This is a genomic window from Vibrio splendidus, assembly GCF_002873455.1.
Lineage (GTDB): Bacteria > Pseudomonadota > Gammaproteobacteria > Enterobacterales > Vibrionaceae > Vibrio > Vibrio splendidus_J.
Genome location: NZ_MCUN01000001.1, coordinates 85,510 through 105,778 on the forward strand (window position 1 = coordinate 85,510; position 20,269 = coordinate 105,778).

The window sequence follows — 20,269 nt, forward strand, 5'->3', positions numbered from 1 at the left end:
CCATGAATGACTCTCGAGTTATTGATCCAAGAGTATTAGTTACTGCTGAAGATTTTTCTGTGGGTGGCGAATACGATTATCTAGCTCAAGGCACATCTGCGGGAGCGGTTGTGACGTTTGTTGGTAAAGTTCGCGACATGAACCTTGGCGACAACGTGATTGGTTTGTCTCTAGAGCACTATCCGGGTATGACAGAGAAGTCGCTGAGTGAGATCTGTGATCAAGCTGAAGCGCGCTGGCCTATCCAGAAGATGCGAGTGATTCACCGCGTTGGTGACCTAGATATCGGTGACCAGATTGTTTACGTTGGTGTATCCAGTGCACATCGTGGCGCTGCCTTCGAAGCGTGTGAGTTTGTTATGGATTTTCTGAAAACCAAAGCGCCGTTTTGGAAAAAAGAACGTACTACTGAGGCGACTCGTTGGGTTGACTCCCGAGACTCCGACGCGAAAGCAGCGGAGCGTTGGGAGAAATAATCCACTCCCTAGCGTGCTTCGCTCTTAACGTGAAAGTGTATTTCAGGTTGGGACGTAGATAGTAAGAAAGCCGACTATTGAGGTCGGCTTTTTTGTGGATGCTACAAAGCTATCTATAAATAAAAGGTGCATTAATAAATGGTTAATCACTCAAGTTGCATATAAATTCGGCGCGTGATTTTGTCTGTCTTGGTGCATTTCTAAATCTGTTTTGGTGCAGTGCATTATGCTGTTTTGTATAAAGTGATAACCCTCACAAATAGTGGAGTCTATTTAGGGGATATGTGATGTGCAATTAGATTTCATGTGGCATTAATGTTAATTTGCCGACAGTGTTCTAGCATAAGATGCTAAAAAAAAGTATCAACACAGATACATCAACACTAAAGGCTGTTTTTTAATTAATCCCTATGTGTAACTCACTATGCATTAGGTTTTTATTAGAGATTTACACTATTACCTTGAGTTAATCGGAGAATTATCCGATTTTTTGCGACTTGTTTATGGCAAATTACTTCAATGGTTGATAGTGTGTGCCTCAATCTTTGTAAGGTTTTAGATTTTCATGCTTAAATTTTGAGCTAAATAAATCTAAATCACTGCCGTTCAGTGAACTGAGCAAAGAAGTCATGGATGCAATACGTAAAACTTGGAGTTTATTAAATGTACAAGAATAAAATCACTCAGGCCCTTCTTCTAGGTGCTGGTTTGGCAGTGGCTGCCACTTCTACTCTTTCTATCGCTGCTGAAGTTCCAGCAGGTACAGAACTAGCAAAAGTTCAGGAACTTGTTCGCGGTAACGGTACTGAAGTTGCGACTATCGACCCACACAAATCTCAAGGTGTACCAGAATCTCACGTAATTCGTGATCTTCTAGAAGGTCTAGTGAACCAAGACGGCGAAGGTAATACAATCCCAGGTGTAGCCGAAAGCTGGGAAACGACAGACAACAAAACATTCACTTTCCACCTACGCAAAGACGCAAAATGGTCTAACGGCGATCCTGTAACAGCTGAAGATTTCGTTTACAGCTGGCAACGTGCAGTCGATCCTGCCACTGCTTCTCCATATGCTTGGTATATGGAATATACCAAGATGGTGAACGCGAAAGACATCGTCGCGGGTAAGAAAGACAAGAGTGAGCTAGGCGTTAAAGCTGTAGATGCGAACACACTTGTTATTGAATTAGAAACAGCGGTGCCATACTTCGTAATGATGATGGGCCACACAACAGTTAAGCCAGTACATAAAGCAACTGTTGAAAAGTACGGTGACCAATGGACTAAGCCAGATCACTTTGTTGGTAATGGTGCATTTTCTGTTGATAAATGGGTTGTTAACGAACGCCTAGTACTTAAGCGTAACGACCAATACTGGAACAATGATAAGACTGTTCTAAACAAAGTAACGTTCCTGCCAATCGAAAACCAAGTAGCGGAAATGAACCGTTTCCTATCTGGTGAAATCGATTTTACAGATGATCTGCCAATTGAGCATTTCAAGCGTATGAAAAAAGAACATCCAGAAGATCTATCCGTTGTGGGTAACCTTTGTAGCTACTACTACTCATTTAACACTAAGAAAAAGCCTTTCGATGATGTTCGTGTACGTAAGGCTATTTCTTATGCGATTGATCGTGACATAGTCGCTGGTGCAATCATGGGGCAAGGACAGAAACCTGCGTATTTCCTCACGCCGGAAATTACTGCTGGGTTCGAACCTGAGCTTCCTCAATACGGTAAAATGTCTCAAAAAGAACGTAATGCTGAAGCGGCGCGCCTTCTTGAAGAAGCGGGTTTCGGAAAAGACAATCCTCTTGAGTTCTCCCTCCTATATAACACTGATGAGAATCACAAGAAAGTTGCTGTAGCACTAGGTTCTATGTGGAAGAAGACACTGGGTCTTAAGGTTACACTTGAAAATCAAGAATGGAAAACTTACCTATCTTCTAAAGATACTGGCAACTTTGAAGTAGCTCGTGCAGGTTGGTGTGGTGACTACAATGAAGCGTCTACATTTTTGACCTTGATGGTAAGTGCTAATACGACAGGCGGCCAACATTGGGGAAATCGTGATTATGACACTTTGATAGACAAGGCTATTAACTCCACTTCAGAACAAGAACGTAACGAACTGTATTTAGAAGCAGAGAAGCTAATGGCGAACGATATGCCTATTGCTCCTATCTATCAGTACGTTAAAACGCGTTTACTTAACCCACATGTAGGTGGCTTCCCAACTAATAATGCGGAAGATAAAATCTACTCAAAAGATCTCTACATCAAAGCTGAATAATAAACGCTTCGATTCTAAAAAGTTAATATAACTATAACGATACAGACACTACATGCGCAGGGCGCGCATGTAGCGTCTTTCTAATTTTAATTGTCACAGACTGAAAGAGTGAGTTTATGCTTAAATTCATTATGAAAAGGATATTTGAAGCGATTCCAACCATGTTGGTGTTGATCACTATATCTTTCTTTCTTATGCGTTTCGCACCGGGTAACCCGTTTTCAAGCGAGCGTCCATTACCGCCAGAAGTTATGGCTAACATCGAAGCTAAATATGGCTTAGATAAACCTGTATTTGAACAGTACACCACGTACTTGACCAACATCCTTCAGGGTGATTTTGGTCCATCTTTTAAATACCAAGATTACACAGTAAATGAGCTGATTGCGGTTGCACTTCCAGTATCTGCGAAGGTAGGCTTTGTTGCCTTTATCTTCACATTATTGATGGGGGTAACGGTAGGAACCATTGCCGCCTTGAAGCACAACACCTGGATCGACTACACTATAATGTCGACCGCCATGCTCGGGGTGGTGATGCCATCCTTCGTGTTGGCACCAGCGCTTATCTACCTATTCTCTCTACACTGGCATATATTCCCAGCAGGTGGTTGGCACGGTGGTACGTACATGTACATCGTCCTACCCGTTATCGCGATGTCTCTTCTATACGTAGCAACCTTTGCTCGTATCACTCGCGGTAGCATGATCGAAACCCTAAACAGTAACTTTATCCGTACAGCTCGTGCTAAAGGTCTAAGTTACCGTTATATCGTTCTTAAACATGCGCTTAAGCCAGCAATGCTACCTGTTGTTTCATACATGGGGCCTGCGTTCGTAGGTATCATTACAGGTTCAGTTGTTGTTGAAACCATCTTCGGCCTACCGGGTATCGGTAAGCTGTTTGTTAACGCCGCGTTTAACCGTGATTATTCGTTAGTAATGGGTGTAACCATTTTGATTGGTTTCCTATTCATCTTGTTCAACGCAATCGTTGATATTTTACTAGCGCTTATTGACCCGAAAATTCGCTACTAGCAGGGACGCATGGTTATGTTGAAGAAAAAAGAAAACTTAGAAGCGATCGAAAAATTCTCTGAGAGTTTGGAAATTGAAGGCCGTAGCTTGTGGCAGGATGCGCGTATTCGTTTTATGCGCAACAAAGCCGCAATGATCAGTCTGTTCATTCTAATTGTTATGGTGCTGTCGGTAATCTTCTTACCTATGTTGGCACAGCATGCTTACGATGATACTGACTGGTACGCAATGCACGTAGGCCCAAATGCTGATCACTGGTTTGGTACTGACAGTTTAGGTCGTGACCTATACGTTCGTACGATGATCGGTGGCCGTATTTCTCTTATGGTTGGTGTGATGGGCGCATTCGTAGCGGTACTGATTGGTACGCTTTACGGTGCAGCTTCAGGCTTCATTGGTGGTCGTACTGACCGAGTGATGATGCGTATCCTGGAGATCTTATACGCGGTTCCTTTCATGTTCCTCGTGATCGTACTGGTGACGTTCTTTGGTCGTAATATCGTACTTATTTTTGTTGCTATCGGCGCGATTGCTTGGCTCGATATGGCGCGAATTGTACGTGGACAAACGTTGAGTTTACGTAGTAAAGAATTCATTGAGGCTGCGCACGTATGTGGTGTCAGCAAATGGAAAATCATTACACGTCACATCGTACCGAACGTATTGGGTATTGTTGCGGTTTACTCAACGCTACTTATCCCGAGCATGATCCTTACAGAATCATTCTTATCTTTCCTTGGTCTTGGTGTTCAAGAGCCTATGACAAGTTGGGGCGCGCTATTACAAGAAGGCTCGCAAACAATGGAAGTTGCTATTTGGCAATTGGCATTCCCAGCGGCATTCATGGTAGTTACGCTGTTCTGCTTTAACTACGTAGGTGATGGTCTGCGCGACGCGCTTGATCCAAAAGACAGATAAAGAAATAGCAATTAAAAGCTATAAAAGATTAAGGAAGCAATAATGAGCTTATTAGATGTCAAAGATCTGCGCGTCGAATTTACCACGCAAGATGGTACGGTAACCGCAGTAAACGACCTGAACTTCTCACTCAACCAAGGCGAAACGCTGGGTATTGTTGGTGAGTCGGGTTCGGGTAAATCTCAAACGGTATTTGCACTGATGGGACTGCTGGCTAAGAACGGCATCATCTCAGGCAGTGCAAAGTTTGAAGGTAATGAGATTCTCAATCTACCAGAGAAAGCACTGAACAAAGTTCGCGCTGAACAGATCGCGATGATCTTCCAAGATCCAATGACGTCACTAAATCCTTACATGAAAGTATGTGATCAGCTGATGGAAGTGCTTATGCTGCATAAAGGCATGGGCAAATCGGAAGCGTTCGAAGAATCAGTACGCATGCTGGAAGCGGTTAAAATCCCTGAGGCACGTAAACGTATTACCATGTATCCACACGAATTTTCTGGCGGTATGCGTCAGCGTGTGATGATCGCAATGGCTCTGTTATGTCGTCCAAAGCTATTGATTGCTGATGAACCAACAACGGCGTTGGATGTAACCATTCAAGCGCAAATCATGGAATTGCTGAACGAGCTTAAAGATGAGTTCAATACAGCAATCATCATGATCACCCATGATTTGGGTGTCGTTGCCGGTTCTTGTGACAAAGTTCTAGTGATGTACGCTGGCCGTACCATGGAATACGGCACAGTAGACGAAATCTTCTATGAGCCAAGCCACCCTTATGCGGAAGGCCTGCTTAAAGCAATTCCTCGTTTGGATACCGAAGGTGAAATTCTGCCAACGATTCCAGGTAACCCACCTAACTTACTTCGTCTACCAACCGGTTGTCCTTATCAAGACCGTTGTCACCGTGTAATGGACCGTTGTAAGCAAGAAGCACCGATTTTGCAGCCATTTGCAAAAGATCGTCAGCGTGCTTGTTTTTCTGATTGGGAGACTTGGACAAAATGAGTAAAGAATTACTATTAGATATTAAAAACCTTAAGGTTCACTTTAGCATCGCGGCTAAGTCTGCTTGGCCTTGGGCTAAACCATCAAACCTTAAAGCGGTTGATGGTGTGGATGTTCACCTTTACGAAGGTGAGACTCTGGGTGTAGTAGGTGAGTCTGGCTGTGGTAAATCAACATTTGCGCGCGCAATTATTGGTTTAGTTGAGGCAACGGAAGGCGAAGTGATGTGGTTAGGTCAAGACCTAACTAAAATGCAGGAAGTGAAGCGTCGTGAGACTCGTAAAGAGATTCAGATGATCTTCCAAGATCCGCTAGCATCGCTTAACCCGCGTATGTCAGTTGGAGATATCATTGCTGAGCCTCTACAAACTTTCTATCCAGAGCTTTCTAAACAGGAAGTGAAAGACAAAGTTAAAGAGATGATGGCAAAGGTTGGTCTTCTACCAAACGTAATCAACCGTTACCCACATGAATTCTCTGGTGGTCAGTGTCAACGTATCGGTATCGCACGTGCACTTATCTTGAAACCTAAGATGATCATCTGTGATGAGCCGGTTTCTGCTCTGGATGTCTCTATCCAAGCTCAAGTAGTTAACCTTCTTATGGAACTACAGAAAGAGTTAGGTTTGTCTTTGGTATTCATCGCGCATGATTTGTCAGTGGTTAAACACATCTCTGACCGTGTATTAGTGATGTACTTAGGTAATGCTGTTGAACTAGGTGAATCAGATGCCTTGTTCTCAGACCCTAAACACCCATATACCAAAGCATTGATGTCTGCAGTTCCGATTCCAGACCCACGCTTAGAGCGTAGCAAAACGATTCAGATGCTGGAGGGTGATCTCCCATCACCAATTAATCCACCATCGGGTTGTGTGTTCCGTACTCGTTGCCCTGAAGCAACCGAGGCCTGTGCGCAAACCAAGCCAACCATTCAAGGCGATGACGTACACGCAGTATCTTGCTTGCACGTACAAGTCTAGAACCCATTTAAAACGGTTCAGCCTGTGACAGGCTTAAGCGCAACTTTTTTATGAGTTGCGCTTTTTTTGTGTCCAAGATTCCTCTAAAACAACCTTCTTCAAATAATTTGAACAACTAAGCCAACTTCTTCTAGTTTTGAAAAAGTGGGCTTTTCTTATACTAATACCAATCGTAGTAAATAACTGCTCATCCTAGCTTGTTAAAACGCTCGATAACGGCGTTAGAATTTTTGATTGTAGAATAACTACTAACATAAAAATTCTTCCTTGTTCTCAAGCCTTTTCTCTGCGCTATTTCTGAACATTTACTTATTGTGATTGGTATAAAAAATTTTGGATGACAGAGGTTTGGATATGGGCAAGTTAGTTGAAGGTGTTTGGCACGATGTGTGGTACGACACCAAAGAAAGCGGTGGTAAGTTTGTTCGTGAAGATGCGGGCTTTCGCAGTTGGATCGAGAACAAAGCTGGTGCGCAGTTTCAGCCAGAAAGTGGTCGTTATCACCTATACGTATCGTTAGCTTGTCCTTGGGCGCACCGAACTCTGATCTTCCGAGAGCTAAAAGACCTAACCGATCATATTGACGTGACAGTGGTTTGCCCCGATATGATGAGCGAAGGCTGGCAAATGGGTTTGCCTGAACCTTTGTTTGGTCATACTCGTATGCACCAAATCTACACTCAAGCCAAACCTGACTACTCAGGCCGAGTAACGGTTCCAGTGCTATGGGACAAGAAAACCAATACCATCGTGAGTAACGAGTCCTCTGAAATTATCCGCATGTTCAACTCAGAATTTAATGAGTTAACAGGCAACACCGATGATTATTATCCGTGGGAGCTAGCCAAGAAGATTGATGAGTGGAACGACTATATCTATCCAAGCATCAACAACGGTGTTTATCGTACTGGCTTTGCAACTACACAAGAAGCTTATGAAGAAGCGTATGACGCGTTATTTGAGGCGTTAGACAAAGTAGATGCACATCTTAGTGAACATCGTTATCTCGCGGGTAATGACGTCACAGAAGCAGACTGGAGGTTGTTTACCACTCTGGTTCGATTCGATGCAGTGTATGTTGGCCACTTTAAGTGTAACAAGCAGCGAATTTCAGACTACGTCCATATTCAAGGTTACTTAAAAGAGCTCTACCAGATCGAAGGCATTAAAGAGACGACCGATTTTTACCACATCAAACGTCACTACTATTACAGCCACACAGGTATCAACCCAACCCAAGTTGTGCCAAAAGGACCAACGCTAGATTTAGAATCAGCCCACGGGCGAGGTTAGATAAATCTAAGATCATCAAATAACCTTATGCATTAGACATAAAAAAACCCTAGATAAGAATCTAGGGTTTTTTGCTTTCTACAAAAGAAAAATTAGTTAATCACTTTTTCTTCAGCTTGAGCCGCTTGGTCTGCTTGGATAGCCGTTAGAGCTACTGTGTAAACGATATCGTCTACTAGAGCGCCACGAGACAAGTCATTTACTGGCTTGCGCATACCTTGAAGCATTGGACCGATAGATACTAGGTCTGCTGAACGCTGTACAGCTTTGTAAGTCGTGTTACCCGTGTTTAGGTCTGGGAATACGAATACTGTCGCTTTACCAGCTACTGGAGAGTTTGGTGCTTTAGAAGCAGCAACGTTTTCCATGATAGCAGCGTCGTACTGAAGAGGACCGTCGATCACTAGATCAGGACGTTTCGCTTGAGCAAGTTTCGTTGCTTCACGTACTTTATCTACGTCTGCACCTTTACCAGATTCACCAGTAGAGTAAGAGATCATAGCAACGCGTGGGTCGATACCAAATGCCGCTGCAGAGTCAGCAGATTGGATAGCGATTTCAGCAAGTTGCTCAGCTGTTGGATCAGGGTTGATCGCACAGTCACCGTATACAAGCACTTGATCAGGCAAAAGCATGAAGAAGATTGAAGATACGATAGAAGCATCAGGAGCCGTCTTGATGATCTGGAACGGAGGAACGATTGTGTTCGCCGTTGTGTGAACAGCACCAGAAACTAGGCCGTCAACTTCACCTGCTTCAAGCATCATAGTGCCTAGGAATACTGAATCTTCTAGCTTCTCACGAGCAACAACTTCAGTCATACCTTTAGCGCCACGAAGTTCTACTAGACGGGCTACGTAGTTTTCGCGAACAGATGCAGAATCGATGATTTCAACGCCAGCGCCTAGCTCAACACCTTGTTGTGCAGCAACGCGACGGATTTCGTCTGGGTTACCAAGAAGCACACAAGTTGCGATACCGCGTTCAGCACAGATAGAAGCTGCTTTAACAGTACGTGGCTCATCACCTTCAGGAAGAACGATACGCTTAGCCGCTTTACGAGCAAATTCAGTTAACTGGTAACGGAATGCTGGTGGGCTTAGACGACGAATGCCTTGAGTCCCTTCAGATAGAGAATCAATCCAAGGGCCATCGATGTGGCTAGCAACGTGATCGTTAACGAACTCGATACGTTCTTTATCGTCTGCAGGTACTTCTAGGTTGAAGCTCTGTAGGTTAAGAGACGTCTGCCAAGTGTTACCTTGAGCCTTGAAGATAGGTAGACCTGAAGCGAATGCTGGTGCACAAAGGTTAGCAATGCTTTCTGGAATGTCGTAACCGCCAGTCAGTAGGATTGCGCCAATTTCAACACCGTTTTTCGCAGCAAGAGCCGCAGCAACGATAACGTCAGGACGGTCTGCAGAAGTTACTAGCAGTGAACCTGGCTTGAAGTGCTCAATCATGTGCGGTAGAGAACGTGCACAGAAAGTGATGCTCTTAATACGACGCGTTGAGATTTCGCCTTCGTTAACGATTTCAGCGTTAAGGTGTTTAGCCATATCAACCGCACGAGTAGCGATTAGGTCGATGCTCCATGGCACACAGCCAAGAACACGGATAGGGCTAGAGTTGAAGATTTGCATTACTTCAAGGTTCGCTTGTTGAGCGCTATCTGCATCATCGAAGATTTCAGAAAGGTCGGGGCGAGTACGGCCAGCTTCATCAACAGGTGCATTCAGTTTGTTAATAATAACGCCTGAGATGTTCTTGTTTTTAGTGCCGCCGAAGTTAGAACATGCTACTTCGATGTGCTCTTTAAGCTGAATAGGGTTGTATGTACCCGGAGTCGCAACGAATACGATCTCTGCGCCTAGTGTTTTAGCGATTTCCGCGTTCACTTGGTTAGCAAATGGGTGCTTACGAGTAGGTACTAGACCTTCGATAAGCGTTACTTCTGCGTCCTTGTTGATCTTGTTGTATTGCTCAACTACGGACTCTAGAAGCTCGTCCATTTTTTCGCTACCGATCAAAGCTTCAGCTTTAGTCATTGCGATTGGCTCACCAATCTTAATGTCGCTGTTTGCGCTGATGATAGTAGACGTTAAATCAGGTTGGTTACCACCGCTACGAGGTTGAGCGATTGGCTTGTAGAAAGAAACACTTACGCCCTTACGCTCCATAGCGCGAAGAACACCCATGCTAACACTAGTAAGACCAACACCAGCGCTTGTAGGGATAAGCATAATAGTACGGGACATTGACGAACACCTTTGACTATTGGAAATAAAAAAAGCTCAACTTCTGTTCCTACCGACATTTAAATTGGGGTAGGAATAGAAGTTGAGCCCCATTTTCGTAGTATGAAAAACTGACTAGCTTCGGGTGAAGCTAGTCAGAAAAATCAATTAAAGACCTGCTAGTTTCGCAGTGTCTTCAGCAATTACTAGCTCTTCATTAGTAGAGATAACCATTGCAGGGATACGGCTGTTAGCTGTAGTGATAGTACCTTCGCCGCCGAAACGTGCTTTAAGGTTAGCTTCGCTGTCAACTTCGATGCCGAAGATGCCTAGGCGGTTAAGAACCATTTCACGGATTGGGCCAGAGTTTTCGCCGATGCCGCCAGTGAAAGTGATTGCGTCTAGACGACCTTCTAGAGTTGCAGTGTAACCAGCAACGTATTTAGCTAGACGGTGACAGAACACGTCCATTGCACGAGTTGCTTCTTCTTTCTCACCGTAGTTGTCTTCAACGAAACGACAGTCAGAAGTCACTTCAGTTAGACCAGCTAGGCCAGATTCTTTAGTTAGCATGTTGTTGATTTCTTCAACAGAGTAACCAAGAGCGTCGTGTAGGTGGAAGATGATCGCAGGGTCTAGGTCACCACAACGAGTACCCATTACTAGACCTTCAAGAGGAGTAAGACCCATAGAAGTATCTACAGATTGACCGTTCTTGATAGCACATACAGATGCGCCGTTACCTAGGTGACAGTTGATGATGTTAACTTCTTCAACTGGCTTGTTTAGTAGACCAGCAACTTCACGAGTAATGAACAGGTGAGAAGTACCGTGCATGCCGTAACGACGGATGCCGTGCTCTTTGTACAGGTTGTACGGTAGAGCGTATAGGTAAGACTCAGAAGGCATTGTTTGGTGGAACGCAGTGTCAAATACAGCAACGTTTTGTAGACCAGGGAAGTTCTGTTGAGCCGCTTCGATACCGATAAGGTGAGCTGGGTTATGAAGAGGTGCGAAAGTCGCAGCGTCTTGAATACCCTTAAGAACTTCATCAGTGATAAGTGCAGAAGAAGTGAACTGCTCGCCACCGTGTACGATACGGTGACCGATAGCGCCAAGGTTAGCTTTAAGCTCAGGCTTAGAAGCAAGAATAGTTTCTACCATGAAAGACAGTGCTTCTACGTGAGCTGCGCCCGCGCCTAGTTGTGCTTCATGCTTGCCGTCAAGTTTCCACTTCATACGAGCTTCTGGAAGACCTAGACACTCAGCAAGACCAGTTAGGTGCTCTGCACCTGTTTCTGCATCAACAACAGCGAATTTAAGAGAAGAACTACCACAGTTTAAAACTAAAACTAGCTTAGACATTAATGACTACCTGTTTATTTTTCTGATCGAAATCAGTTAAGGATGAAAATTAATCTCAAGAATAGTCGAAGCACATGGGCTTGCGTACTAACCTTGGTCAAAAAAACGTTAATTTCCGTATAAAGTGAAAGCGCTCTTTATCAAAAAAGAGGCTTGTGCATTCCTTGCAGAAGTCTTCTCAAAGTTGCTTAAATTGTAAATAAGGGCAACAATGAGATTGAGGTCTGCAAATAATAGCGATATTGTGCAAATATAACAAAAAAATTTGAAAGAATATTATTTTTCGTCAAATTTTTGTGTTTTTAGTTGATGATTTCAACTTTTTTTTAACGGGAGACTCATATGAGTAATAGAGTTGGTTTAGCGAGTAGTTTAAAAGATGGCCAAAAGTACATGGATCTCTGGCCCGTCCGAAAAGAGTTAAACGCTATTTTCCCTGAGCAACGCATCATTAAAGCGACGCGTTTTGGTGTTAAGGTGATGCCTGCAATAGCTGCTATAAGCGTCCTTACACAAATGGTCTTTAATAATTACCAAGCGATGCCGCAGGCCGTGGTTATGGCACTGTTTGCGATCAGCTTGCCGCTTCAAGGTATGTGGTGGTTGGGCAATCGTTCAAAAACTCAGCTTCCGCCCGCCTTAGTATCTTGGTATCGCGAATTGCATGAGAAGATCAGCGAAACGGGTTTTGCGTTGGAACCGATGAAACCACGCCCTCGTTATAAAGAATTGGCGATCATTTTGAATCGTGCATTCCGCCAGTTAGATAAATCTTCCATGGAACGTTGGTTCTAAAAGCTCGTCTCATCTTCCCTTTAGTCTGAGAACAGTCATACATCATTGCTAGCTCGTTCTCAGATTTGATCCTCTTTTCTAATTGTTTCACCGCTCTTTATTTACTTCGCTTTTCCTTTATCCACTTAGCCTTGTCTTTATGTGCTCTGCTTATTTTGTATTCATTGAGTTTCTTAGCTTTTAAATCAAACAAACCTGCTTATCCCCGCATAATTCGAACCTTGTTGTATTTTTGTTAAATATCACTTCAACTTATCAGTAGTTACTGGTAATAGTATCAATAGTGATTTTTGATGTTGTTCTCTTCGAGCGATTAATAATGAGTAGAGCTTGATTTAGGGAGCGATAATGAGTTCTGTAAGAAAGGTATTGGCAGTGGTTTTAAGCTGTCTGTTGTTGCTGTGGACTGGCAACGTAATGGCGAACGTCGCTAAAGTGTCGGTTTCACAAGTTGTTGACCATCCAGATCTGAATGCGACACGCCTAGGACTTATCGAAGGGTTGAGAGCAAAAGGTTATGAAGCCGGTAAAAATTTAGAGTTCTCCTATGAAATGGCCAATGGCAGTCCAGTTCAAGCGGCCAAAATTGCGAGAGAGTTAGTGAGCGAAAATCCCCATGTGTTAGTAGGTATTGCTACCCCGACCTCACAAGCTTTAGTCTCCGCAACTCGTTCAATCCCCATTGTCTTTACAGCAGTTACCGATCCAATCGGCGCAAGGCTTGTTAAACAATTGGACAAACCGGGACGAAATGTCACCGGTCTTTCTGATTTGTCTCCGATTTCTCAACATGTATCTCTTATTAAAGAACTACTCCCTAATGCAGATTCAATCGGGGTGGTTTATAACCCCGCCGAGGCAAATGCCGTCGCGTTAGTTGGGCTATTAAAGAAGTCTGCACGAGACTTTGGTTTTACTTTGCACACTGAAAAAGCGTTAACCATCGATGACGTAGAAGAAAAAGCAGGGTCTGTTGCTAGGAAGTCTGATGTTATTTACGCATTGACAGATAACACTGTTGCAAGTGGTATCGAAGGGCTTATAGATGCTGCGAACCGGGCCGGAAAGCCAGTGGTTGCCGGAGCGACGTCTTACGTAGGTAAGGGGGCGATAGCTGGCTTAGGTCTAGATTACTATGACGTTGGGGTGCAAACCGCCGATTATGTAGCTGCTATTCTGAACGGACAAAAACCCGGAAAACTGAATGTTAAAACTGCACAGAGTTCGCAACTGGTTGTTAATTTGGATGCTGCTCGTGAGCTTGGTGTCACATTGCCTCAGTCTGTGATCGATCGTGCGATAGTTAGCCGTTGAACAACATTAGGTTTCAATTAACTATTATCTATAAGTTACTGTTGTTCACAGTGCTTTAAAACAATTAATGAACAAAACTAATCTACTCTAAATGCTATTTGCTCTCTATTTTATTCATTTTTAAGCAGTTATCTAACTATTAGTCATACCGTTAATATCAATTTACATTATTTTACATCGAGAGGATTGTTGATTAATGCCATAATATTAATGGTATAAATGAAAATAGTTGAGCGCTAAGAGCACATTATATGAAAGTAAATAGGCACTTTAGCCTTACCTTTGTCTTCGGATTTCCCGCAGTGATCGCCGCGATGTTACTTGGCCTAATAGGAAAGAATCACTTTGACGCGGTAGAAAAAGACATTAGCAGCGAATTCAACCGTATTGAAGAGGTGTTCAAAGGAACCACTAAAGTTGTTACCGCCTTGGACTACAGTTTCTCAAATTACTACAAATCCGGTAATCCTCTTTTCCTCGACCACAACAAGCAGGTGGTTGATGGTCTTTGCCGTATTTGGCCTATCGATAGCCTGCTTCTGGCCGATGGAAAAACTACCGACATTCCTTCTGTTGATATTGATTACATGCTGGTCGGCGAAGAATCTTTGTGTACAAAAACAAGTAGTGCCTATAAAAGTGCTTCCGAGAAAATAGCTCTCGCACCTATTCTTTCATTTCTCTCTCAACTTGATGAATACCACGATGGTGTCCACTTTATTGATAAAAGCGGGTACGTTATTTCGTCACCAGAAGATTTTGCCAAAGGGTTAGGGAAGGAATTACTTTCGACCATCAAAAGTCGTCCGTATTGGCAAAGAACTGCTAACAACCCCGATCTACTGACTTTATCTGGTCCTGCATATCGGTTTGATTCCTTTGACCGAATTATTAGCATGACGATTCCCGTATTCCATCAAGGAGTGCACCAAGGGATGCTTTCAGTTGATATTGATGCTGACAGGTTACTCGCGAGCTCCAATGAGCATCTAGCGGGTAGGATCGATATTATTGATACGATTTTAGCTAACCCGATTGATACGGCCGCGTTCTATCACGAAATTAAACTCGAAGGGGTCGCGTCTCATCATGCGATTTACTACGAGTTGGATCTTGCTAATGAAGTGGAGCACTTTTTCGTTTATGAAAAAGACAGCTTAATCGTCGCTATTATCGTGTATTTGTTCTCGGTTACGATTTTCTTTTATGTTAACTCCAATATTGAACGTGGTTACTTCAAAGAACTGGCAGCTAAAGACTCAATGACAGGGTTATTGAATCGACGAGGCTTAGAAGCGTTCTGGCGCAGCGTAGAGCACGATCAATTGTTTGCCTTAACGGTATTTGATATCGACGATTTCAAGTCAATTAACGATACTTATGGCCACGATAAAGGTGATGATGTGATTCGTTATATGTCACGTCAAATTAGTAACAGTGTTCGAAGTAGTGATGTGGCAGCTCGGTTTGGCGGAGAAGAGTTTGTCGTTTATTTGAAAGGCGATAATCGTGAGACGCTAATAAGGACATTAGAACGAGTAAAAAATGCGGTCTGCGCGAACTCGGCCGACATTGTTCCGAATGGGTTTACGGTATCTGGCGGTGTTTGTATTGTTGAAACAGAGCAGAACAAGCTTAACTTTGAAGAGATATTTAAATACGCCGATGAAAAACTGTACGTGGCTAAGACTACGGGTAAAGACCGGATCGTATTTTAGCCACACTATTGAGGCTCTATACCGCGATAGGAGGAACTAACTCAAACGGGTTGTCTGTGTTCTTCTTGATAACGTTGAAGGCGCTCTACAATGGGTGGCGCTTTCTTGAAAGTACGAATTTCTTTAAATAGCTCGTTCGCTTCAGGGTAGCCTTTACTTAAATAAACAAACCATTGCTTCACTCTATTGGGGTAGTACATGCCTTTGTCCCCTTTGATTTGAAACTCTGAATAGCGCAATAAAAGTTCAATGACTTTATCCCACGGCATTTTCTGGTGGTTGTGCTTAACGACGTTGCCAAGGTTTGGAATATTGAAAGCGCCGCGACAGACCATCAATGACTCGATGCCTGTGGCTTTTATGCAATCTTGACCATCTTGGTAGTTCCAGATTTCCCCATTAGCAATCAACGGCAGAGAAGTTTTCTCTCTTATTTGATTGATGTAATCCCACTTGATTTCGCTGGCTTTATAGCCGCCAACTTTGGTTCTTGCATGCACTGTGAGTTCGTCAGCTTTTGCTTGCTCGATAGCGTCGACAATTTCAAAGCATTCTTCCGGATGCTCCCAACCTAATCGAATTTTTGCGGATACTGGAATATGTGCTGGTACTGCTTCTCGACAGGCGTTCACCACTTGATAGATGAGTTCAGGTTCTTTTAATAATGAAGCGCCACCATTACTTTTGTTTACCGCTTTTGCCGGACAACCAAAATTAAGATCAATGCCTTTAGCGCCTAAGTTGGCCGCTTGAAAAGCATTTTCAGCCATCCAATTCGGGTGTTGCCCTAAAAGTTGCAGATGGATTGGTACACCTGCCATAGTTTGAGAGCCTTGATGCAATTCTGGGCAAATACGGTGGAACACATGTGGAGGAAGAAGTTGATCAACTACACGCACAAATTCCGTCACACAGAGATCGTAATCGTTGATCTCTGTAAGAATCTCACGCATTAGGTGGTCTAGTACGCCCTCCATAGGGCCAAGTATTACTCGCATGTTGCTTTACCTAAACTGAGTGGACCTAAAAATTCGAGGCGTGATTGTACGGTGTGCATACAGGATTGTCACTATGAGTATGGTTTGCCTGTCTTGAGTGTGCTTACCTGGCGCGATGATGGTTTCTCGCTTAATAGCGACATCTTGGTGAGTATGGCGTTATAATATCGAAAATGCCCCAATATTCAGAGCTTTCATGACATATCAATTATTAAGCCTACCAGAATCAATCACTGACATTACTCCACAGTTCATTGAAGGTTCAATCCTTGCTTCCAACTTAGCGACCAAGCCACTTGATCCAGAAGAGTGGTTAGCTATCGTTGCGCCTGAAACAGGTAAAGATCTTGTAACCATTGTGACTGAACAGATTAATCGCCAGCACAATTTGATTCAGCGTAGTGAGTACTTACTGATAGACGTACTGGTTGGTGGTGACTTTAACGAGCAATTTTCGGATTTTGCTGAAGGCTTTATGATGGTTTGGCCAACGGTTGAAGAGCAATGGCAAACAGTGACGATGGCTGATGGCACTCTACGTATGCTGCAAGCACTCCTAACAACCTTGATGCTTGGGATTGATGAAGAGCAGACTCAGCAACAAATGGTCGCAGCTGGACTTAAAAATCCACCATCGCTTGCCGATTTAATCGATCAGATAGATCTGATGATTTCAGAAGTAGCGTTGGCTGCGGACGAGGCAATGTTAGGGAATAAGTCACAGAGTGTGAATCCATTTAAAGGTATCGGTCGAAACGATCCTTGCCCGTGTGAAAGCGGAAAAAAATTTAAACAGTGCTGCGGCAAAAACAACTAATAAAGGTTTTTTGAGTAACTCAGCTTGAGTGAGTAACAGATTTCCTCTAAGTGATAAAAAGCTTAAGCGATAAAAAAGTCGACCTTGTGGTCAACTTTTTTGTTGTTCTAATTTAGATGATCTAGTGTTAATCGTTTTTCGATTTTACAAATTGAGATATAACCACAAAACCGAAAGCAACCAAGTTACCCGCAAAAATAATCACTAGCCATTGAGGCATTGAAAGCTCTAAGAACTGCCATACCACCTTGCTACAGTCACCGTAAGCTTCAAACATCCACGGAGCCCATTGGTTTAGAGGTGCCCAACTCGGGAAAGTAACGAATAAATCACAGGTTGCGAAAGGAGACGGATTAAACTGGTAATCGACGTGCTCTAAAGCCAACGTCAAACCTTTGTAGGCGCCAAATCCCCAACCAGCAAGGCCTAACCAACGTGATATCGGGTTGTTCGGAGCAATCGCACCAATCATTGCAGCGACACCGATAGCAAGCATAGCAACGCGCTCATAGATACACATCACACAAGGGCCGAGCATCATCACGTGTTGAAAGAAGAGAGCACATGCCTCAAAAAAGACAATAAAAGCCAGCAGTAAAAGCCAAGATAAACGTCCCTTAGAGAAGTCTTTGAGCATTGCAAAAAAGTTCACGAATTTAATCCCGTCTATAAAATAAAAAAGCTCTGAATACTCAGAGCTTTTTATCTTGGATAAGTTTCCTAATCAACTAATATTTTTGATTAGCTAGGGAGTGTTAACCTTTCGCGGTTAAATTTTGTTCGAGATAAAAGCGTTTTAATCGCGGCGAGGGGAAAGTAGCCTAGTTATTCTAAGCAAATTCCCCTCAACAAAGAGTAAAACGCTTTTAGCCGAACCCTTCGGGCAGCGTTTGCTGGTCATTTCTACTACGTTATCGGCTTCTCATGTAGGCTAGCTACACATCGACGCCTCTGCCTTGTATAAATACCCAGCAACTCGCTGCAAAAATCAGCTCGAAAGGTCAACACGCCCTAAATACACTTATTGTGCCTTGCAACACAAAATCGAATTAGTGACCACCAGAGATAACTGGAGCAATAACCTCACCAGTACGCTGAATGATCCAACCAGCATCATAGAACCATGCTGTCATCGGTTCGACTAAGAAGACAATACCTGCAAGACCAACAAGTGCTAATACGATGGTGTATGGCAGAGCCATGATAACCATGCGACCGTAAGACAGTCGAATTAGCGGAGCAAGTGCTGATGTTAATAGGAATAGGAATGCAGCTTGGCCATTTGGTGTAGCGACAGAAGGTAGGTTCGTACCTGTGTTGATAGCAACTGCAAGTAGGTCGAACTGGTCGCGAGTGATGATGCCTTCAACCAGTGCTGTTTTCACTTCGTTGATGTAAACCGTTCCGACGAACACGTTGTCTGAAACCATCGATAAGATACCGTTGGCTACATAGAATAGCGCAAGCTGTGCGCCTTTATCTTCAACGTGAAGTACTGCATCGATTACTGGCTTAAATAGTGCTTGATCGATGATTACAGCAACGACCGCAAAAAAGACGGCAAGAAGAGCAGTAAATGGCAATGCTTCTTCAAAGGCTTTACCCATAGAGTGCTCTTCAATAACACCAGTAAACGCCGTTGCTAAGATGATAACTGAAAGACCAATCAAACCAACCTCAGCGACGTGAAGTGCAAGGCCGACAATAAGCCAAACTGCGATTGCACTTTGAACCCATAGTTTTGCTACGTCTTGTTTTGTGCGGTTTGCTCGCTCTTTGTTGTCAAATTCAACTAAAATTTGGCGAACATTATTTGGCAGTTTCGCACCATAGCCAAACACTTTGAATTTTTCTACAAGTGCACAAGTTAGAATACCGCAGAAGAAAACAGGCAGTGTTACAGGCAGCATACGGATGATAAATTCACCGAATTCCCACCCTGCTTGTTTAGCAATAACTAAGTTTTGAGGCTCACCTACCATGGTCATTACACCACCAAGTGCAGTACCAACACCGGCATGCATAAGCAATGAACGTAGGAAAGCACGGTAGTTTTCTAAGTCGTCACGAGTCAGCTCAGAGATTTCTTCATCATGAGTATGATCGTGCGCTGACGTTGTGCCCTTACCTGACGCAACCTTGTGATAGATAGAGTAGAAACCAACCGCAACGCTAATAACAACGGCGATTACTGTTAGAGCATCTAAAAATGCCGACAAGAAAGCAGCTGCAATGCAGAAAGCAATAGAGAGTAAGACTTTTGATTGGATACCGAGCAGGATCTTCGTGAAAATGAACAGGAGCAGTTCTTTCATGAAGTAAATGCCAGCAACCATGAATACAAGTAAGAGTAATACTGGAAGGTTTGCTTGTAGCTCGTGATAAACCATTTCTGGTTTGGTCATACCAATGGCGACGGCTTGAATTGCCAGTAAACCACCCGGTTGAAGAGGGTAGCATTTTAGAGCCATAGCTAGAGTGAAAATAAACTCAACCACTAATAGCCAGCCCGCAACAAATGGGTCAACTAGGAAGAAAACAAACGGGTTGATGATTAAAAAGGAAATGATGGCAAGTTTATACCAATCAGGAGCTTTACCAAGGAAGTTCTTGATAAAAGCGTTTCCGAGAGACATCGGCATGTTAATACTCTTTTATGTTGATTATGAATAGACAAGCAATACAACATTTGAGAATCGAGCTATAGAGTTTGTTAAAAACTATAACTAACAGTGACTTAGAAAAACTACATTCCATGTAATGTTCTGTGGTCTTGCCAAGTCACTCCCTTAGAAACTCAAGCACTGCTAATTTTTGAGCGCAACTCTACTCTTAGATAACATTTAGTCAACAGGAAAACCCCTGTAGCCCTAAAAATACCTCTTTTTTGTTGAGAAACGCGATCAAAGTAGCGCAAGCATACCACTTAAAATGTGATAAAAACCGACTAGAATCAATATTTCAGCGAAATGATTGAAATTAACAGAATAACGACGGTTTATATATGAT

The 20,269-nt window shown here is 43.3% G+C and carries 16 protein-coding genes; 11 read left to right on the forward strand and 5 right to left on the reverse strand.

Annotated elements, in window-relative coordinates; all coding sequences use genetic code 11:
- The first annotated feature begins 2 nt into the window (after positions 1-2).
- The 7 genes from moaE (at position 3) to BCU75_RS00425 (ending at position 8,016) form a co-directional block, all read left to right on the forward strand.
- Positions 3-476: a molybdopterin synthase catalytic subunit MoaE gene (moaE, locus tag BCU75_RS00395; RefSeq protein ID WP_102472645.1), complete on the forward strand. Its 474-nt coding sequence runs from the start codon at positions 3-5 to the stop codon at positions 474-476.
- 663 nt (positions 477-1,139) lie between these two features.
- Positions 1,140-2,771 carry an ABC transporter substrate-binding protein gene (locus tag BCU75_RS00400; protein WP_102472646.1) on the forward strand — a complete coding sequence of 544 codons (1,632 nt, stop codon included), beginning with the start codon at positions 1,140-1,142 and terminating at the stop codon, positions 2,769-2,771.
- A gap of 116 nt (positions 2,772-2,887) precedes the next feature.
- On the forward strand, positions 2,888-3,808 hold the full coding sequence (gene oppB, locus BCU75_RS00405; RefSeq protein ID WP_004734022.1) for an oligopeptide ABC transporter permease OppB: 921 nt from the start codon (positions 2,888-2,890) through the stop codon (positions 3,806-3,808).
- Between the two features lie 15 nt (positions 3,809-3,823).
- Positions 3,824-4,726 carry an oligopeptide ABC transporter permease OppC gene (gene oppC / locus BCU75_RS00410; RefSeq protein ID WP_004734021.1) on the forward strand — a complete coding sequence of 301 codons (903 nt, stop codon included), beginning with the start codon at positions 3,824-3,826 and terminating at the stop codon, positions 4,724-4,726.
- A gap of 42 nt (positions 4,727-4,768) precedes the next feature.
- The gene (locus BCU75_RS00415; RefSeq protein WP_102436980.1) at positions 4,769-5,740 is read left to right on the forward strand and encodes an ABC transporter ATP-binding protein; all 972 of its coding nucleotides are present in this window, start codon (positions 4,769-4,771) and stop codon (positions 5,738-5,740) included.
- On the forward strand, positions 5,737-6,723 hold the full coding sequence (gene oppF, locus BCU75_RS00420) for a murein tripeptide/oligopeptide ABC transporter ATP binding protein OppF (RefSeq protein WP_198593381.1): 987 nt from the start codon (positions 5,737-5,739) through the stop codon (positions 6,721-6,723). The genes BCU75_RS00415 and oppF overlap by 4 nt, the downstream gene beginning before the upstream one ends.
- A gap of 354 nt (positions 6,724-7,077) precedes the next feature.
- On the forward strand, positions 7,078-8,016 hold the full coding sequence (locus tag BCU75_RS00425; RefSeq protein ID WP_102472648.1) for a glutathione S-transferase family protein: 939 nt from the start codon (positions 7,078-7,080) through the stop codon (positions 8,014-8,016).
- 92 nt (positions 8,017-8,108) lie between these two features.
- Here the strand turns inward: BCU75_RS00425 and pta are convergent, their stop codons facing one another.
- Both pta and BCU75_RS00435 read right to left on the reverse strand, forming a co-directional pair.
- Positions 8,109-10,274, reverse strand: coding sequence for a phosphate acetyltransferase (gene pta, locus BCU75_RS00430; protein ID WP_017088569.1), 2,166 nt, complete (start codon positions 10,272-10,274; stop codon positions 8,109-8,111).
- A gap of 147 nt (positions 10,275-10,421) precedes the next feature.
- Positions 10,422-11,618, reverse strand: a complete 1,197-nt coding sequence (locus BCU75_RS00435) for an acetate kinase (RefSeq protein ID WP_004734016.1) — start codon at positions 11,616-11,618, stop codon at positions 10,422-10,424.
- Between the two features lie 342 nt (positions 11,619-11,960).
- On the opposite strand from BCU75_RS00435, the gene yfbV reads away from it, so the two are divergent.
- From yfbV to BCU75_RS00450, 3 genes are all read left to right on the forward strand, one after another.
- The gene (gene yfbV / locus BCU75_RS00440; RefSeq protein ID WP_076679067.1) at positions 11,961-12,413 is read left to right on the forward strand and encodes a terminus macrodomain insulation protein YfbV; all 453 of its coding nucleotides are present in this window, start codon (positions 11,961-11,963) and stop codon (positions 12,411-12,413) included.
- A gap of 348 nt (positions 12,414-12,761) precedes the next feature.
- Positions 12,762-13,727, forward strand: coding sequence for an ABC transporter substrate-binding protein (locus BCU75_RS00445; RefSeq protein ID WP_102466617.1), 966 nt, complete (start codon positions 12,762-12,764; stop codon positions 13,725-13,727).
- 251 nt (positions 13,728-13,978) lie between these two features.
- A complete protein-coding gene (locus BCU75_RS00450) occupies positions 13,979-15,445 on the forward strand; it encodes a sensor domain-containing diguanylate cyclase (RefSeq protein ID WP_102472649.1) in 1,467 nt (488 codons plus the stop codon).
- A 41-nt stretch (positions 15,446-15,486) separates the two neighbouring features.
- On the opposite strand, the gene dusC is transcribed toward BCU75_RS00450, so the two are convergent.
- The gene (gene dusC, locus BCU75_RS00455) at positions 15,487-16,443 is read right to left on the reverse strand and encodes a tRNA dihydrouridine(16) synthase DusC (RefSeq protein WP_102472650.1); all 957 of its coding nucleotides are present in this window, start codon (positions 16,441-16,443) and stop codon (positions 15,487-15,489) included.
- 196 nt (positions 16,444-16,639) lie between these two features.
- Between dusC and BCU75_RS00460 the strand changes: the two genes are divergently transcribed.
- Positions 16,640-17,260, forward strand: coding sequence for a YecA family protein (locus tag BCU75_RS00460; RefSeq protein WP_076679063.1), 621 nt, complete (start codon positions 16,640-16,642; stop codon positions 17,258-17,260).
- 127 nt (positions 17,261-17,387) lie between these two features.
- Here BCU75_RS00460 and dsbB read toward each other — a convergent pair whose 3' ends face one another.
- Together dsbB and nhaB are read right to left on the reverse strand one after the other, a co-directional pair.
- Positions 17,388-17,897 carry a disulfide bond formation protein DsbB gene (gene dsbB / locus BCU75_RS00465; RefSeq protein ID WP_032545975.1) on the reverse strand — a complete coding sequence of 170 codons (510 nt, stop codon included), beginning with the start codon at positions 17,895-17,897 and terminating at the stop codon, positions 17,388-17,390.
- Positions 17,898-18,309: 412 nt separating this feature from the next.
- Positions 18,310-19,902 carry a Na(+)/H(+) antiporter NhaB gene (gene nhaB, locus BCU75_RS00475; protein ID WP_102466551.1) on the reverse strand — a complete coding sequence of 531 codons (1,593 nt, stop codon included), beginning with the start codon at positions 19,900-19,902 and terminating at the stop codon, positions 18,310-18,312.
- Positions 19,903-20,269 lie beyond the last annotated feature (367 nt).

Bases quoted from the DNA above. Each gene is read 5' to 3' on its own strand.
- BCU75_RS00415 (WP_102436980.1), top strand. From the start codon at position 4,769: ATGAGCTTATTAGATGTCAAAGATCTGCGCGTCGAATTTACCACGCAA.
- BCU75_RS00450 (WP_102472649.1), top strand. From the start codon at position 13,979: ATGAAAGTAAATAGGCACTTTAGCCTTACCTTTGTCTTCGGATTTCCC.
- oppF (WP_198593381.1), top strand. From the start codon at position 5,737: ATGAGTAAAGAATTACTATTAGATATTAAAAACCTTAAGGTTCACTTT.
- dsbB (WP_032545975.1), bottom strand. From the start codon at position 17,897: ATGCTCAAAGACTTCTCTAAGGGACGTTTATCTTGGCTTTTACTGCTG.
- BCU75_RS00400 (WP_102472646.1), top strand. From the start codon at position 1,140: ATGTACAAGAATAAAATCACTCAGGCCCTTCTTCTAGGTGCTGGTTTG.
- BCU75_RS00460 (WP_076679063.1), top strand. From the start codon at position 16,640: ATGACATATCAATTATTAAGCCTACCAGAATCAATCACTGACATTACT.
- yfbV (WP_076679067.1), top strand. From the start codon at position 11,961: ATGAGTAATAGAGTTGGTTTAGCGAGTAGTTTAAAAGATGGCCAAAAG.
- BCU75_RS00425 (WP_102472648.1), top strand. From the start codon at position 7,078: ATGGGCAAGTTAGTTGAAGGTGTTTGGCACGATGTGTGGTACGACACC.
- BCU75_RS00435 (WP_004734016.1), bottom strand. From the start codon at position 11,618: ATGTCTAAGCTAGTTTTAGTTTTAAACTGTGGTAGTTCTTCTCTTAAA.
- oppC (WP_004734021.1), top strand. From the start codon at position 3,824: ATGTTGAAGAAAAAAGAAAACTTAGAAGCGATCGAAAAATTCTCTGAG.
- nhaB (WP_102466551.1), bottom strand. From the start codon at position 19,902: ATGCCGATGTCTCTCGGAAACGCTTTTATCAAGAACTTCCTTGGTAAA.
- dusC (WP_102472650.1), bottom strand. From the start codon at position 16,443: ATGCGAGTAATACTTGGCCCTATGGAGGGCGTACTAGACCACCTAATG.
- BCU75_RS00445 (WP_102466617.1), top strand. From the start codon at position 12,762: ATGAGTTCTGTAAGAAAGGTATTGGCAGTGGTTTTAAGCTGTCTGTTG.
- pta (WP_017088569.1), bottom strand. From the start codon at position 10,274: ATGTCCCGTACTATTATGCTTATCCCTACAAGCGCTGGTGTTGGTCTT.
- moaE (WP_102472645.1), top strand. From the start codon at position 3: ATGAATGACTCTCGAGTTATTGATCCAAGAGTATTAGTTACTGCTGAA.
- oppB (WP_004734022.1), top strand. From the start codon at position 2,888: ATGCTTAAATTCATTATGAAAAGGATATTTGAAGCGATTCCAACCATG.